Origin of the sequence: Burkholderia sp. IT-111MI5 (assembly GCF_949752865.1) — a bacterium.
Lineage (GTDB): Bacteria > Pseudomonadota > Gammaproteobacteria > Burkholderiales > Burkholderiaceae > Burkholderia > Burkholderia pyrrocinia_C.
This window is the reverse complement of the sequence record NZ_CATKIF010000022.1, coordinates 1-14,132: the sequence shown is the minus strand read 5'-3', so window position 1 is coordinate 14,132 and position 14,132 is coordinate 1. Positions and strand designations below refer to the sequence as shown.

At 67.4% G+C, this 14,132-nt stretch carries 13 protein-coding genes; 10 read left to right on the top strand and 3 right to left on the bottom strand.

The features are described 5' to 3' along the window. Positions 1 to 100: 100 nt before the first annotated feature. Positions 101 to 1,993 (bottom strand): bifunctional sugar phosphate isomerase/epimerase/4-hydroxyphenylpyruvate dioxygenase family protein, encoded by a 1,893-nt coding sequence (locus ACM6JT_RS18350; RefSeq protein ID WP_414857010.1) that lies wholly within the window; start codon positions 1,991 to 1,993, stop codon positions 101 to 103. Between the two features lie 257 nt (positions 1,994 to 2,250). On the opposite strand from ACM6JT_RS18350, the gene aroQ reads away from it, so the two are divergent. From aroQ to ACM6JT_RS18335, 3 genes are read left to right on the top strand one after another with little or no spacing between them, the layout of a single operon-like run. Beyond that, positions 2,251 to 2,706, top strand: coding sequence for a type II 3-dehydroquinate dehydratase (gene aroQ, locus ACM6JT_RS18345; protein WP_034181783.1), 456 nt, complete (start codon positions 2,251 to 2,253; stop codon positions 2,704 to 2,706). Then, the gene (locus ACM6JT_RS18340) at positions 2,703 to 3,572 is read left to right on the top strand and encodes a shikimate dehydrogenase (protein ID WP_414857009.1); all 870 of its coding nucleotides are present in this window, start codon (positions 2,703 to 2,705) and stop codon (positions 3,570 to 3,572) included. Before aroQ ends, ACM6JT_RS18340 begins: the two co-directional genes overlap by 4 nt. Positions 3,573 to 3,605: 33 nt before the next feature. Then, on the top strand, positions 3,606 to 4,949 hold the full coding sequence (locus ACM6JT_RS18335; protein WP_175749525.1) for an MFS transporter: 1,344 nt from the start codon (positions 3,606 to 3,608) through the stop codon (positions 4,947 to 4,949). Between the two features lie 112 nt (positions 4,950 to 5,061). On the opposite strand, the gene ACM6JT_RS18330 is transcribed toward ACM6JT_RS18335, so the two are convergent. After that, positions 5,062 to 6,171: a 2-aminoethylphosphonate--pyruvate transaminase gene (locus ACM6JT_RS18330; RefSeq protein ID WP_414857008.1), complete on the bottom strand. Its 1,110-nt coding sequence runs from the start codon at positions 6,169 to 6,171 to the stop codon at positions 5,062 to 5,064. Between the two features lie 353 nt (positions 6,172 to 6,524). Here ACM6JT_RS18330 and phnS point away from each other — a divergent pair, with 353 nt between their 5' ends. The 7 genes from phnS to ACM6JT_RS18295 are packed head-to-tail and all read left to right on the top strand — an operon-like array spanning position 6,525 to position 13,813. Next, on the top strand, positions 6,525 to 7,616 hold the full coding sequence (gene phnS / locus ACM6JT_RS18325) for a 2-aminoethylphosphonate ABC transporter substrate-binding protein (protein WP_105393619.1): 1,092 nt from the start codon (positions 6,525 to 6,527) through the stop codon (positions 7,614 to 7,616). Between the two features lie 34 nt (positions 7,617 to 7,650). Next, a complete protein-coding gene (gene phnT, locus ACM6JT_RS18320) occupies positions 7,651 to 8,754 on the top strand; it encodes a 2-aminoethylphosphonate ABC transport system ATP-binding subunit PhnT (protein WP_414857007.1) in 1,104 nt (367 codons plus the stop codon). Next, complete coding sequence (gene phnU, locus ACM6JT_RS18315; protein ID WP_034181789.1) at positions 8,732 to 9,652, top strand: 2-aminoethylphosphonate ABC transporter permease subunit; 921 nt, start codon at positions 8,732 to 8,734, stop codon at positions 9,650 to 9,652. Before phnT ends, phnU begins: the two co-directional genes overlap by 23 nt. Further along, positions 9,642 to 10,502, top strand: coding sequence for a 2-aminoethylphosphonate ABC transport system, membrane component PhnV (phnV, locus tag ACM6JT_RS18310; RefSeq protein WP_131949211.1), 861 nt, complete (start codon positions 9,642 to 9,644; stop codon positions 10,500 to 10,502). The genes phnU and phnV overlap by 11 nt, the downstream gene beginning before the upstream one ends. Beyond that, positions 10,499 to 11,806, top strand: a complete 1,308-nt coding sequence (gene phnA / locus ACM6JT_RS18305; protein WP_414857006.1) for a phosphonoacetate hydrolase — start codon at positions 10,499 to 10,501, stop codon at positions 11,804 to 11,806. Before phnV ends, phnA begins: the two co-directional genes overlap by 4 nt. Continuing rightward, positions 11,803 to 13,257, top strand: a complete 1,455-nt coding sequence (gene phnY / locus ACM6JT_RS18300) for a phosphonoacetaldehyde dehydrogenase (RefSeq protein WP_414857005.1) — start codon at positions 11,803 to 11,805, stop codon at positions 13,255 to 13,257. Before phnA ends, phnY begins: the two co-directional genes overlap by 4 nt. A 4-nt stretch (positions 13,258 to 13,261) precedes the next feature. After that, a complete protein-coding gene (locus ACM6JT_RS18295; protein WP_414857004.1) occupies positions 13,262 to 13,813 on the top strand; it encodes a phosphonate degradation HD-domain oxygenase in 552 nt (183 codons plus the stop codon). A gap of 99 nt (positions 13,814 to 13,912) precedes the next feature. Here ACM6JT_RS18295 and ACM6JT_RS18290 read toward each other — a convergent pair. Continuing rightward, a partial coding sequence (locus tag ACM6JT_RS18290; RefSeq protein WP_414857003.1) for a hypothetical protein occupies positions 13,913 to 14,132 on the bottom strand: 220 nt, incomplete at its 5' end.

Below are 14,132 nucleotides of genomic sequence, written 5' to 3'. Positions count from 1 at the left end.
GCTCGATTCGCCACGATGGTGCACGCGGGATGCGTGCCCTTTGAGGCGGACGCGGGCCGCGACGTGATCCGGCCCCAGACTCCCGATTCGCGTCCTTCCGTTATTTCCTGCGCTGCGCCTGCGCGGCGAGCCGCACGGCCGCGTTCGTCGCGCCGTAGCCGTCGTATCCGCCGCGCCGCTCGACGATCTCGAGCGAGAAGCGGTTGTCGACCAGTTCCGTATACGCGTGCAGGAATTCGCCGCCGTGCTCGTCGCGGTCGTACAGCAGGTGGTGCGCGCTCAGCGTGTCGATCAGTTCGTCCGGCAGCGCGTAGCGCGCGGCGAGATCGTCGTAGTAGTTCGGCGGAATGCGCAGGAACGGCACGCCGTCGGCTGCGAACGCGGCGATTGTCTTCACGATGTCGTCGGTGCGGAACGCGACGTGGTTCAGCCCGGTGCCGTGGTAACGATCGAGCGATTCGGCGACGGCCGTATGACGGTCGACCGACGCGTTCAGCGCGATCCGCACCGAGCCGTCGGCGCTGCGCACCGCGCGGCTGCGCATCAGCCCGTACGGATCGGGCACGAGCCAGCTGCGCTCGGCCTCGAAGCCGAACGCCGTCTTGAAGAACAGGATCCATGTGTCGAGCGCGTCGGCCGGCAGCGCGAGGCACACATGGTCGATGCCCGTCAGCGGGCCGACTTCGGTCGGGCCGTCGATGTCGGTCAGCACGAAGTCCGATTCATACAGCGTCGGCGCATTCGGCGCTTCGTCGACGAAATACTCGAGGCTGCCGTCCGGCGCCTGCACGCCCGGCAGCACGCGCTCGTTCGGCCCGACGCGGCCGGAGAACGGTGCGTAGCCGAAGCCGGCCGCGCGTTCGAACGCCACTTTCGCGTCGTCGACGCGGAACGCCGACGCGCACAGCGACAGCCCGTGCTGCTGGAAGAACGCATCGGCGAACGAGTCGCGCTCTGCGTTCAGCACGATCGACGCTGCGCCGTGCTGGAACAGCGTCACATCCTTCGAGCGATGCCGGCCGGCGAGCCGGAAGCGCATCCTGCCGAGCCATTCGCCGACGGTCGCTGCCGCCTGCGCGTCGACCGCGAATTCGATGAACTGGAACCCGACGTGCGCGGGCGGCGCCGGCGGCGCGAAGAGCGGCTGGCTGGCCGCCGGCACACGGCCATCCTGCGCAAGCCGCGCGCGTGTCAGTTCTTCCAGATAGAGCAGCGAGCGATGGCCGTCGGCGGCCGTGATCGCGGTCGGCGCCGCGCGGAAGCCGTCGTTGAAGATCTCGAGCGACAGCGGCCCGGTGTAGCCCGATTCGATCACGCGCGCGGTGAAGCGCGCGAGGTCGAAGTCGCCCTGGCCGGGGAACGAGCGGAAGTGGCGGCTCCATTCGAGCACGTCCATCGCGAGTTTCGGCGCATCGGCGATCTGCACGAACGCGATCCGGTCGCCGGGAATCCCGGCGATCGCATCCGGCGAATCGTCGAGCGACAGCGTGTGGAAGCTGTCGAGCGCGAGGCCGAGATGCGGGCTGTTCACCGCATTCACGAGTTTCCACGCATGGCCGTACCGGTTCACGACGCGGCCCCACGCAAGCGCTTCGTACGCGGCGACCACGCCGGCCTCCCGCGCGGCTTCGGCGAGCGCGCCGAGCTGGTCGACGAGCAGCCCGTCGTCCGCGATCGTGTCGACCGACACGTTGCTGCAGACGAGGATGCGATCGGTGCCGAGCGCGTGCATCACGTCGAACTTGCGCTTGATGCGATCGAGGTTGCGTGCGAGCTGTGCCGCGCTCACGCCCTCGAAGTCGCGAAACGGCTGGAACAGCACGATGTCGAGGCCGAGATCGGCAGCCATGCGCCGGACGTCGGCCGGCGATCCGTCGAAGTAGACGAGGTCGTTTTCGAAGATTTCGACACCGTCGAAGCCTGCGGCCTGGACGGCGGCGAGCTTCTCGGCGAGCGTGCCGGACAGTGACACGGTGGCGATCGAGCGCTGCATGGGCGAATCCTGCGGGTGAGCGGGGCATGGCGTCGATCGAACCGGCCCTGAATGAACCAGTCGTTGAGTTCCGGGCGCGCGCCATATCCCGAATTTACTGGGTAAGTGACATGAATTATACAAACTAACTAGGTGGTACAAATTAGCGAAAACCCGAAAAGACATTGCGCTTGCGCAAGCGCACACTAGCGCCGAATCTTGACGTCAGGGGGCGAAGTCGGCTAGCGATTCGCCCCCGTTTTAGGAGCAGAATCACCATGAGCAAGCACAAGGTGCTGGTGCTGAACGGCCCGAACCTGAATCTGCTGGGGACACGCGAGCCCCATATCTACGGCGCGGAAACGCTCGCCGACGTCGAGCAGCGCTGCCGCGCGGCGGCCGACGGGCTCGGGCTGGAGATCGACTTCCGCCAGTCGAACGCCGAGCACCAGTTGATCGACTGGCTGCATGCGGCGCGTCACGACACGCACGGCATCGTGATCAACCCGGCCGCCTATACGCATACGTCGGTGGCATTGGCCGATGCGCTGTCCGCGATCGCGAAGCCGGTGATCGAAGTGCATATCTCGAACGTGCATCGCCGCGAGGCGTTCCGCCACCATTCCTATGTGTCGGCGGTCGCCGAAGCCGTGATCTGCGGCTGCGGCACCGAAGGCTACGTGTTCGCGCTGCAGCGTCTGTCGACGCTGTTTGCGCAGGGAGCCGCGCGATGAGCCGCCCGTCGTTTCTGATCGGCCTGATCGGCCAGGGCATCGGCGGTTCGCTGTCGCCCGCGATGCATGAGGAAGAAGGCTTCCGCCAGGGATTCGGCTACGTGTACCGGCGCATCGATCTGGACGTGCTCGGCGTGACCGCCGACGCGCTGCCGGAACTGCTCGATGCCGCGCAGCGGATGGGCTACAACGGCCTCAACATCACGCACCCGTGCAAGCAGCGCGTGATTGAACACCTCGATGAGCTGTCGGACGATGCCCGCGCACTCGGCGCGGTCAACACCGTGCTATTCAAGGACGGCAAGCGGATCGGCCACAACACCGACTGGTCGGGTTTCGCGAAGTCGTTCCGCCGCGGGCTGCCCGACGCGTCGCTCGAACGTGCCGTGCAGCTCGGCGCGGGCGGCGCGGGCGCGGCCGTCGCGCATGCGGCGCTGCAGATGGGTGCCGCCGAACTGACGATTTTCGATGTCGACGGCACGCGCGCCGCCACGCTCGCGGGCGAGCTGCAGCAGCGCTTCCCGGCCGCGCGGGTTGTGCCGGGCGGCGTTCCGTCCGGCGACGATCTCGCGGCCGCGATGCGCGCCGCGACGGGCCTGATCCACGCGACGCCGACCGGCATGACCAAGCACCCGGGCCTGCCGCTGCCGGCCGAGCTGCTCCACGTGGGCATGTGGGTGGCCGACATCGTGTATTTCCCGCTCGAAACCGAGTTGATCCGCGCCGCGCGCGCGGCCGGCTGCGCCACGCTGCCAGGTGGCGGGATGGCCGTCTACCAGGCCGTCGACGCGTTCGAGCTCTTCACCGGACGCACGCCCGACCCCGAGCGAATGTTCGATCACTTTCAGTCGCTCGTCGCGCGCTGACCCCCTTATAGAAAGAGAGACCAGGAGACGACCATGCAGCACACCACCCATACGAGTGCCGCGCCGGCGCAGGCGGCCGGCACGGTCCGGCGCACCTCGGCGCGCTACAAGATTCTCGCGCTGCTCGCAATCGGCACGATGATCAACTACCTCGACCGCACCGTGCTGGGGGTGGCTGCGCCGCAGCTCACCAAGGAGCTCGGCATCAACGCGGCCGTGATGGGCATCATGTTCTCCGCATTCTCGTGGACGTACGTCGCGATGCAGGTGCCCGGCGGCCTGTTCCTCGACCGCTTCGGCAGCAAGATCACCTATTACTGGTCGATGACGCTGTGGTCGCTGTGCACGTTCCTGCAGGGCTTCGTGCCGGGCATCGCGACGCTGCTCGCATGCCGGCTCGGCCTCGGCGTGACGGAAGCGCCGTGTTTCCCGACCAACAGCCGCGTCGTCGCGACGTGGTTCCCGCAGAACGAGCGCGCGATGGCGACGGGCACCTATACCGTCGGCGAGTACATCGGCCTCGCGTTCTTCAGCCCCGTGCTGTTCGCGCTGATGGGCGCGTTCGGCTGGCGCTCGCTGTTCTGGGTCGTCGGTGCGGTCGGCATTGCCTTCGGTCTCGTCTGGTGGAAGTTCTACCACGAGCCGCGCAACCATCCGGGCGCGAATGCGGCGGAACTGGCCTATATCGAGGCCGGCGGCGGCCTCGTGCACGCCGCGCGCAAGGCCGGCGACAAGGACGGCAAGGCCGCGCAGACGAAGTTCAGCTGGTCGATGGCCGGCAAATTGCTGAAGAAGCGCCAGCTCGCGGGCATCTGCCTCGGCCAGTTCGCCGGCAACTCGACGCTCGTGTTCTTCCTGACCTGGTTCCCGACCTATCTCGCGACAGAGCGCCACATGGGCTGGCTGAAGATCGGCTTCTTCGCGATCATGCCGTTCATCGCCGCGTCGGTCGGCGTGATGTTCGGCGGGATCTTCTCCGACTGGCTGCTGCGCCGCGGCAAGTCCGCGAACCTCGCGCGCAAGCTGCCGATCATCGCCGGCCTGCTGCTCGCGTCGACGATCATTCTCGCGAACTACGTGCAAAGCAACGAAGCCGTGATCGCGATCATGTCGGTCGCGTTCTTCGCGCAGGGGATGGCCGCGCTCGGCTGGACGCTCGTGTCCGACATCGCGCCGGACGGCCTGCTCGGCGTGACCGGCGGCATCTTCAACTTCGCGGCGAATCTGGCCGGCATCATCACGCCGCTCGTCGTCGGCTTCATCGTTGCGTCGACCGGCTCGTTCGTCGGCGCGCTCGTGTTCATCGGCGTGATCGCGCTGGTCGGCGCGCTGTCGTACATCTTCGTCGTCGGCGACATCAAGCGGATCGAGCTGTAAGCGCCAACTCCACGCACATCTCGTGTGTTCGCCCGGCGGCCGGTTGGCCGCCGGGCTTTTTTGTTGGTGCGCCGGCTGATGCGCCGGCTTGTGTCCCGGCGCGCGTGCCGCGTTATGCGCGCTGCACGGCGATCCCGAGCGATTCGACCGCCTGCGCGATCGCCGCGACCGCGCGCTGGATATCGTCGGCATCGATCGCGCCGATGCAGCCGACGCGGAACGTCTCGAGCTGCGTGAGCTTGCCCGGATACAGGATGAAGCCCGCGTCGCGCACCGCGTCGTAGAAGCGGCGGAAATCGTAGGCCGGATGGTCGGGCGCGTGGAACGTGACGATCACGGGCGCCTGCACGCTCGCGTCGAGAAACGGCACGAAGCCGAGCGCGCGCATCGATTCGACCAGCGTCCGGCAGTTCTCCGCATAGCGCGCGCCGCGCGCCGGCTGGCCGCCTTCGGCGAGGTACTGGTCGAGCGCGGCGCGCAGCGCGGCGATCACGTGCGTCGGCGGCGTGAAGCGCCACTGGCCGGTTTTGCGCAGGTATGAATATTGATCGTGGAGATCGAGCGCGAGCGACCGCGAGTTGCCTTCGCTCGCGTCGAGCGTGTCGCGCTGCACAATCGCGAAACCCATCCCCGGCACGCCTTCGAGGCATTTGCCGCTCGCCGAGATCAGTGCATCGATGCCGCTGTCCGCCAGCGCGATCGGCAGCGCGCCGAACGAACTCATCGCATCGACGATCAGCCGCTTGCCGTGGCGCCGGCACGCGGCCGCGATTGCGTCCAGCGGATTCAGGATGCCGGCGCTCGTCTCCAGGTGCACGAGCGCGACGTGCGTGATGCGCGGCTCGCGTGCGAACGCGGCCTCGACCGCGGCCGCGTCGACGGCCGCGTCCTCGCCGAACGGCAACGCGATCGCGTCGATGCCGAGCCGGCCGAGGATCTTCAGGATGCGCGCGCAATACGCGCCGTTGTCGGGCACGAGCACGACGCCGTCGCGCGGCACCAGCGTGCCGAGCGCGGCCTCGACCGAGAACGTGCCGCTGCCCTGCATCGGCACGCACACGTAGTCGTCGTCGCCGCGCGCGATCGCGACGAGGTCCGTGCAGACGCTGGCCGTCAGCTGGTTGAAAGCAGTGTCCCACGACCCCCAGTCATGTTGCATTGCGTGGCGGGTTGTGGCGGACGTGGTGAGCGGGCCGGGCGTGAGAAGGATCGGATCTGGCATGGTTTTTCTCCAGCAAAGGGCGAACGAAACGCCGGGCGGCATTTCCGGATGACTTGCATGATATTGGCAAAATGTGTCATTTTTTGGAAATTGTGGCACTCGTCACGGGTTTGTCATTGAACGCTGTGATCCTTCGGTTGCCGCGCGAAACCAACCGCAGCGCGGCGGCGAGGCGGGCCGCTTATTGGCCTGCCCGGAGATAACAGGCCTTGCATGGGATCGGAGTAAGCGCTGAAGCGCCGACGCCGGCCGACCGCTTTGCATGGGGCCAGAGTAAGCGCTGAAGCGCTAACTCTGGCCGACAGCGCCGGACATGCCCCGGCCGTTTGGTGTTCCGCCTACGGAGAAGTGAGATGACACTGCAGAATTCCTCGCGCGCCGCTGCCGGCGCGCTCCGCAAGCTCGCGCTGGCCGCCTGCGCCGCCGGTCTGCTGCAAGGTGCCGCGCTGCCGGCGCATGCGGCGAACGCGGTCGTGCTGTATACGGCGGACGGTCTCGAGAACCTCTATCGCGATGTGCTGCCGGCCTTCGAGAAGAAGGAAGGCGTCAAGGTCAACATCGTGACGGCGGGCAGCGGCGAGGTCGTCAACCGCGCGAACATCGAGAAGAATTCCCCGAAGGCCGACGTGATCGTCACGCTGCCGCCGTTCATTCAGCAGGCCGGCCAGATGGGCCTGCTGCAGGCGTACCAGAGCGTGAACTACAAGAACGTGCCGGCGATCGCGAAGGCCGAGGACGGCACGTGGGCGACCTTCGTGAACAACTACTTCTCGTTCGCGATCAACCCCGACGTCGTGAAGAACCAGCCGAAGACGTTCGCCGACCTGCTGTCGCCGAGCTATGCCGGCAAGGTCGCGTACTCGAACCCGGCCACGGCCGGCGACGGGATGGCCGTGCTGATCCTGACGACCTCGCTGATGGGCGAGGACAAGGCGTTCGACTACCTCGCGAAGCTGTCGCAGAGCGTGAAGTTCCACACGAAGGGCACGGGCTACCTGAACGTGCTGCTGTCGCGTAACGAGATCAGCGTCGCGAACGGCGATCTGCAGATGGACCTGGATGATGCCGAACACGGCGCGCTGTCCGTCAAGCCGATCTTCCTGGCCGCGAAGGACGGCGACCAGCCGACCACGTTCCAGCTCCCGTACGGCATTGGCCTGATCAAGAGCGGCCCGAACCAGGACGCCGGCAAGAAGCTGATCGACTACCTGATGTCGACGGAAGTGCAGTCGAAGGTGCCGGACATGTATGGCATTCCGGGCCGCACGGACGTGCCGCTGGCAGGCAAGAACGGCGAAGCGGTCAAGAAGGCGATCGCGGGCGTGAAGCTGATCCCGGTCGACTGGGCCCAGGTGATGGCGAAGAAGCCGGTGTGGATCGAGCGCTGGAAGAAGGACGTGATCGGCAGCTCGGGCAAGCAGCTCGACGTCGTCAAGCCGAAGTGATCGGCGCACGCCGCCTGTATCAGCGAGCAAGAGGATGAACCCGGTGGAAACCACCCTGACCCATCCCGGCGCATTCGGCGCCGCCGAACCGCACGCGACGCTGCGGTCCGGCGCGCCGGGCGGCGTACAGATCCAGCACCTGAACGTGCGCTACGGCGCACGTACGGTGCTGGAAGATCTGTCGCTGTCGATCGGCGCCGGCGAATTTCTGACCGTGCTCGGCAAGAGCGGCTGCGGCAAGACCACGCTGCTGCGCTTCATCGCCGGGTTCGTGAAGGCCGACGGCCTGACCGGCACGCTGACCGTTGCCGGACGCGACCTGACCTATGCGCCGCCGCACAAGCGCAATCTCGGTCTGCTGTTCCAGAATTACGCGCTGTTCCCGCACCTGTCGGTGTTCGAGAACGTCGCATTCGGGCTGCGCGCGCGCGGGATGGCGTCGTCGGAAGTGACGCGACGCGTCGCCGACGCGCTGAAGCTCGTGCAGCTCGGCGATGCGGGCCACCACCTGCCCGCGCAGCTTTCGGGCGGAATGCAGCAGCGCGTCGCGCTGGCCCGCGCGCTCGTGATCGAGCCGGACGTGCTGCTGCTCGACGAGCCGCTGTCGGCGCTCGACGCCAACCTGCGCGCGTCGGTGCGCAGCGAACTGAAGGCGCTGCACGAGCGCCTGCCGAACCTGACCGTCGTCTGCGTGACGCACGACCGCGACGACGCGCTCGTGCTGTCCGACCGCGCGCTGTTGCTGCGCGACGGCCGCGTCGCGCAGCTCGGCACGCCGCAGCAGCTGTACGACGCGCCGCGGGACGGCTACGTCGCGCGCTATCTCGGCCCGGCGAACCTGCTGCCGCCGCACGTGATTTTCCCGCTCGGCGATCCGCGTCACGAAGTGCGCGACAAGGTCGCGTGCGTGCGCCCCGAGCGCCTGACCGTGATGCCGCTCGCGGCGGGCGGCCTGCACGGGACGGTGTCGTCCGTCGAATGGCAGGGCGCGGACCTGTCGATCGCGGTCGTGATCGACGCGGCGCCCGACGAACCCGTGCGCGTCACGATGCAACGCGGCCGCGGCGCGGCTCCCGAGCGCGGTGCGCGCGTTTCCCTGCATTGCGAGGCAGACGATGTCGTCCTTATCGAGCCCTGAAGCGGGCCTGTCGCCGCACGTGCTCGCGTCGGCCGCCGCGCACGCTGCCGTCGCGCGGCGCCGCAAGCGCATGGGCGACCTGCACCTGGCCGCGCTCGCGGTCGTCGTGCTGGGCCCGCTCGTCGTCTATCCGCTGGTGCGGCTCGTACTGCTGAGCGTATCGGGTGATCACGGGCTGAGTTTTGCCGCATACCGGACCTTCTTCGGCAACCCCGACACGCGCAACGTGCTGTTGACGACGCTCGGCGTGCTGTTCGCGAGCGCCGGCACCGCATCGGTGTTCGGCGTGCTGCTGGCCGCGCTGCTGTTCTTCAAGCCGTTTCCGGGCGCATCGCTCGTCACGCGCTTCCTGGAACTGTACGTCGCGTTTCCGTCGTTCCTCGTCGCGTTCACGCTGATCTTCCTGTACGGCTCGCAAGGGTCGATCGGCATCGCGCTGCAGCACCTGTTCCATCTCGAGAATCCCCCGCTCGATTTCCTGTTCGGCATCGGCGGCGTGATTCTCGCGCAGACCGTATTCTATACGCCGTTCGTCGTGCGGCCGACGCTCGCGTCGTTCGCGACGCTCGACCTGCGGCTGATCGAAGCCGCGCGCAGCCTCGGCGCGCCCGGCTGGATGCTCGCGCGCCGCGTCGTGCTGCCGATCGCATGGCCGGGCATCGCCGCCGGCACCGTGCTGTGTTTCCTGCTGACGCTGAACGAATTCGGGATTCTGCTCGTGCTCGGCAGCGCGCGGCTCGTGACGCTGCCGGTCGCGATCTACAGCAGCGCGACCGTCGATCTCGACCTGCCGACCGCGTCGGCCGGCGCGGTCGTGATGCTCGCGCTGTCGCTGGCGCTGTATACGGTTTATCGCCGGGTGAACCGGCGTGCGACGGGAGGGAATGATGTCCGCTGAATTCCGTATCGGGCAGGCCGTGCCGCGCCACCGGATCGGCTGGAGCGACGCGCTGCTCAAGCATGCGTCGCGCGCCGCGCTTGCGCTGGCCGCGTTCGCATGCTTCTGGCTGTTCGTGCTGCCCGTCATCGTCGTCGCGCTGTCGAGCGTGTCGACGCGATGGTCGGGCACGATCTTGCCGGCCGGCTACAGCCTGCGCTGGTTCGAGCGGCTCGGCTCGCCGGAATACGACGCGCTGCTGACGAGCCTCGAAATCGGCTTCGGTGTGTCGGCGATCGGCACGATCCTCGGGCTGTGGCTTGCGCTTGCGCTCGAAGGGCGCGACCGGCGCGGCCTCGGCGCGGTCGTCGACGCGCTCGTGATGGTGCCGAACGGCGTGCCGAGCGTCGTGCTCGGGCTCGCGGTGCTGATCGCGTATCACCAGAAGCCGGTCGACCTGTCGAGTTCGGCGGCGATCGTCGTGCTCGTGCAGCTCGCGCTGATTCTGCCGTTCTGCTATCGCTGCGCGGCCGCCGCGCTGCGTCCGGAGCTGACCGTGCTGCGCGAAGCCGCGGCGAGCCTCGGTGCGCCACCAGCGATGGTGCTGCGCCGCGTGCTGCTGCCGCAACTCGTGCCGGCGCTGCGCGCGAGCCTCGCGCTCGGCTTCGCGCTGTCGCTCGGCGAGCTCGGCGCCACACTGACGGTTTATCCGCCCGGCTTCGCGACCGTGCCGATCGTCGTGATCGGCCAGGTCGAGCGTGGTTATTACCTTCCGGCATCGGCGCTGTCGCTGCTGATGCTCGGCGCGTCGCTCGCGGCGCTGCTGCTGATCGCCGCGCGTGTGCCGCGCGGCACGCGGGCGGCATCATGAACGCCGCGTTCGCATTGCGCCGTCCCGATGAAGCGTCGGCGGCCGGCGTATCGCCGGATCTCGCGGGACGCTCGGTCGACGTCAACGGCCGGTGCTACCGGCTGCCGGTCGAGCCGACCGTCGTCGTCTGTGTCGACGGCTGCGAGTACGACTATCTCGAACGTGCGGTGGAAGCGGGCGTCGCGCCGTTCATTGACCGGATGATCGCGGAAGGCACGGCGTGGCGTGCCGATTGTGTCGTGCCGACCTTCACCAACCCGAACAACCTGTCGATCGTCTGCGGCGTGCCGCCGTCGGTCCACGGGATCTGCGGCAACTATTTCTGGGACGCGACCGCCGACGGCGGGCGCGGCGCCGAAGTGATGATGAACGACCCGGCCTATCTGCGGGCCGGCACGCTGCTCGCGTCGGCGTCCGACGCCGGCGCGCGGGTGGCCGTCGTGACGGCGAAGGACAAGCTGCGCCGGTTGCTCGGCTGGCAGCTGAACGGCATCTGCTTTTCCGCCGAGAAGGCCGCGCAGGCGAATCTCGCGGAAAACGGCATCGCCGACGTGCTCGACTGGGTCGGCCTTCCGTCGCCGGATGTCTACAGCGCGGCGCTGTCCGAGTTCGTGTTCGCGGCCGGCGTGCGGCTCGCGCAGACGCGGCAGGTCGACCTGATGTACCTGTCGACCACCGACTACGTGCAGCACAAGTGCGAGCCGGGCAGCGCCGGCGCGAACGCGTTCTACGCGATGATGGACGGTTACCTCGCGCAGCTCGACGCGCTTGGCTGGGCGATCGCGCTCACGGCCGACCACGGGATGAACGCGAAGCACGATCCCGCGACCGGCCGCCCGAACGTGGTCTATCTGCAGGATACGTTCGACGGCTGGTACGGTGCGCAGGCCGCGCGCGTGATCCTGCCGATCACTGATCCGTATGTCGTGCACCACGGCGCGCTCGGTTCGTTTGCAACCATCTACCTGACGCCAGGCGTCGACCGGGCCGAGGCGATGTGGCGCGTCGGCGGCCTCGACGGTGTCGAGCTCGTGCTCGACAACGCGGAAGCCGCCGCACGCTTCGAGCTGCCGGCCGACCGGATCGGCGATCTCGTCGTGATCGGCCGCCGCGACATGACGCTCGGTACGCGCGAGCGCGAACACGACTTGTCGGGCCTCACGGTGCCGCTGCGTTCGCATGGCGGCGTGTCGGAGCAGGAAGTCCCGCTGCTGTTCAATCGCCGTATCGAGCGGGACGATCCCGCGCGTCGCCCGCGCAACTTCGACGTGTTCGATTTCGTGCTGAACCGGATCGCGACATGATGGCCCACCCCCGGCAAGACCATCCCGAGTTTCGCGCCGAGGCGCTGCGCTGGTGCGGCACGTGCGCGACACGCGAGCGCACCTTCGATATCGACGATCCTTATACGGGCGCGCGGGTCGGTACCGCGCCGCTCGCCAGCGTCGACGACGTGCGCGCAGCGTTCGATTACGCGATGGCCTACCGGCCGAAGCTCACGCGCTACGAGCGTTCGCAGATCCTCGAACGCGCGGCCGCGCTGCTGCGCGAGCGCACCGAGGAAGCGTCCGACCTGATCACGCTCGAATCCGGGCTGTCGAAACAGGATTCCCGCTACGAGATCGGCCGCGTTGCCGACGTGCTGAAGTTCGCGGCGGTCGAGGCGCTGCGTGACGACGCACAAAGTTTCTCGTGCGACCTGACGCCCCACGGCAAGGCGCGGCGCGTGTTCTCGCAGCGGCAGCCGCTCGACGGCGTGATCGTCGCGATCACGCCGTTCAATCATCCGATGAACCAGGTTGCGCACAAGATCGCGCCGGCGATCGCGACCAACAACCGCGTGATCGTGAAGCCGTCGGAGAAGGTGCCGCTGTCGGCGTTCTATCTGGCCGATCTGCTGTATGAGGCCGGACTGCCGGGGCCGATGCTGCAGGTGCTGACCGGCGATCCGCGCGAGATCGCGGACGAACTCGTTACGCATCCGCATGCATCGCTGATCACCTTCACCGGCGGCGTTGCGATCGGCAAGGCGATTGTCGCGCGGGCCGGCTACCGGCGCATCGTGCTGGAGCTGGGCGGCAACGACCCGCTGATCGTTCTCGAAGACGCCGATCTCGAACGTGCGGCATCGCTGGCGGTGCTCGGTTCGTACCGGAATTCGGGCCAGCGCTGCACGGCCGTCAAGCGGATGCTGGTGCAGCGCTCGATCGCGCCCGCGTTCACCGAGCTGCTCGTCGAGAAGACGCGCGCGTGGAAGTACGGCGATCCGTTCGATCCGGCGAACGAAATGGGCACGGTGATCGACGAGGCGGCGGCGCGGCTGTTCGAGGCGCGGGTCGACGAGGCGGTTGCGCAGGGTGCGCGCCTGCTGACCGGCAACGTGCGGCGCGGCGCGCTGTATGCGCCGACCGTGCTCGACAACGTCGATCCGTCGATGACGATCGTGCGCGAGGAGACCTTCGGTCCCGTATCGCCCGTCATCACGTTCGACACGATCGACGACGCGATCCGGATCAGCAACGGAACCGCGTTCGGGCTGTCGTCGGGCGTCTGTACGGACAGCACGGCGGCTGTCGTGCGGTTCGTGAACGAGCTGAACGTCGGCACCGTGAATGTATGGGAAGTGCCCGGATACCGGATCGAGTTGTCGCCGTTCGGCGGGATCAAGGATTCGGGGCTCGGTTACAAGGAAGGTGTTCAGGAGGCGATGAAGAGCTTCACGAACCTGAAGACGTTTTCGCTGCCTTGGGAGTGAGCGAATGGCATTGACGGTGGAAGAGATCCACGGGCTGTATCGCGAGCACGGCCATGTGGCCTATAGCGGAGAGCCCGTCACGCAGCTCGAGCATGCGTTGCAGAGCGGATTGCTGGCGGAAGAAGCGGGGGCTGACGAAGCGCTGGTTGCGGCGGCGTTCCTGCACGATCTCGGGCATCTGCTGAATCGCCAGGGCGAGACGCCGAGCGCGCGCGGGATCGACGATCTGCATCAGTATTACGTGCTGCCGTTTCTGCGACCGCTGTTTTCCGACGCGGTGCTGGAACCGATCCGGCTGCACGTCGATGCGAAGCGCTGCCTGTGCCGCACGGACGCCGGCTACTTCGAGAGCCTGTCGCCGGACTCGGTGCGCAGCCTCGCGCTGCAGGGCGGCATCTTCAGCGAAGAGGAGACGGGGGCGTTCCTGCGGCGTCCGTTTGCGGAGGACGCGCTGCGCCTGCGCCGCTGGGACGATACGGCGAAGGAAGCAGGGAAGGTGACGCCGGATCTCGATCACTATATGGAGATCGTCGCACGGCAGGTGCGCGAGGCCTGACCGTTTCGTTGCTTCTATATATGACGCCGCACGCGGCAGCGTGCGGGGTCATATATTTTTTGCGAAACCCCTTGCGCGATCGACGCGGGGTGCATAGAATCACGCCTCTTTCGCGCTAACGGAAACGCGGCGCGGAAGAGGGGAAGCGAAGTCGGTGGTGTGCAGCAGGTTGGGTGCACGGCTGGCGCAGGAAGATGAACCCCGCAGTCGCAACGAAGCAGTTAAAAAGTTGTTGACGAGCTGCGAAACACGGTTCATAATCTCACTTCTCTGCTGCTGAAAACGCAGCGCTGCTGAGAAACACGAAGTTCCTCGCAGA

What these genes read in the sequence shown, in the direction of transcription:
- ACM6JT_RS18295 (WP_414857004.1), top strand. Translation starts at nt 13,262, where the DNA reads ATGGCATTGACGGTGGAAGAGATCCACGGGCTGTATCGCGAGCACGGC.
- phnY (WP_414857005.1), top strand. Translation starts at nt 11,803, where the DNA reads ATGATGGCCCACCCCCGGCAAGACCATCCCGAGTTTCGCGCCGAGGCG.
- ACM6JT_RS18340 (WP_414857009.1), top strand. Translation starts at nt 2,703, where the DNA reads ATGAGCCGCCCGTCGTTTCTGATCGGCCTGATCGGCCAGGGCATCGGC.
- phnV (WP_131949211.1), top strand. Translation starts at nt 9,642, where the DNA reads ATGTCCGCTGAATTCCGTATCGGGCAGGCCGTGCCGCGCCACCGGATC.
- phnA (WP_414857006.1), top strand. Translation starts at nt 10,499, where the DNA reads ATGAACGCCGCGTTCGCATTGCGCCGTCCCGATGAAGCGTCGGCGGCC.
- phnU (WP_034181789.1), top strand. Translation starts at nt 8,732, where the DNA reads ATGTCGTCCTTATCGAGCCCTGAAGCGGGCCTGTCGCCGCACGTGCTC.
- ACM6JT_RS18335 (WP_175749525.1), top strand. Translation starts at nt 3,606, where the DNA reads ATGCAGCACACCACCCATACGAGTGCCGCGCCGGCGCAGGCGGCCGGC.
- ACM6JT_RS18330 (WP_414857008.1), bottom strand. Translation starts at nt 6,171, where the DNA reads ATGCCAGATCCGATCCTTCTCACGCCCGGCCCGCTCACCACGTCCGCC.
- aroQ (WP_034181783.1), top strand. Translation starts at nt 2,251, where the DNA reads ATGAGCAAGCACAAGGTGCTGGTGCTGAACGGCCCGAACCTGAATCTG.
- phnT (WP_414857007.1), top strand. Translation starts at nt 7,651, where the DNA reads ATGAACCCGGTGGAAACCACCCTGACCCATCCCGGCGCATTCGGCGCC.
- ACM6JT_RS18350 (WP_414857010.1), bottom strand. Translation starts at nt 1,993, where the DNA reads ATGCAGCGCTCGATCGCCACCGTGTCACTGTCCGGCACGCTCGCCGAG.
- phnS (WP_105393619.1), top strand. Translation starts at nt 6,525, where the DNA reads ATGACACTGCAGAATTCCTCGCGCGCCGCTGCCGGCGCGCTCCGCAAG.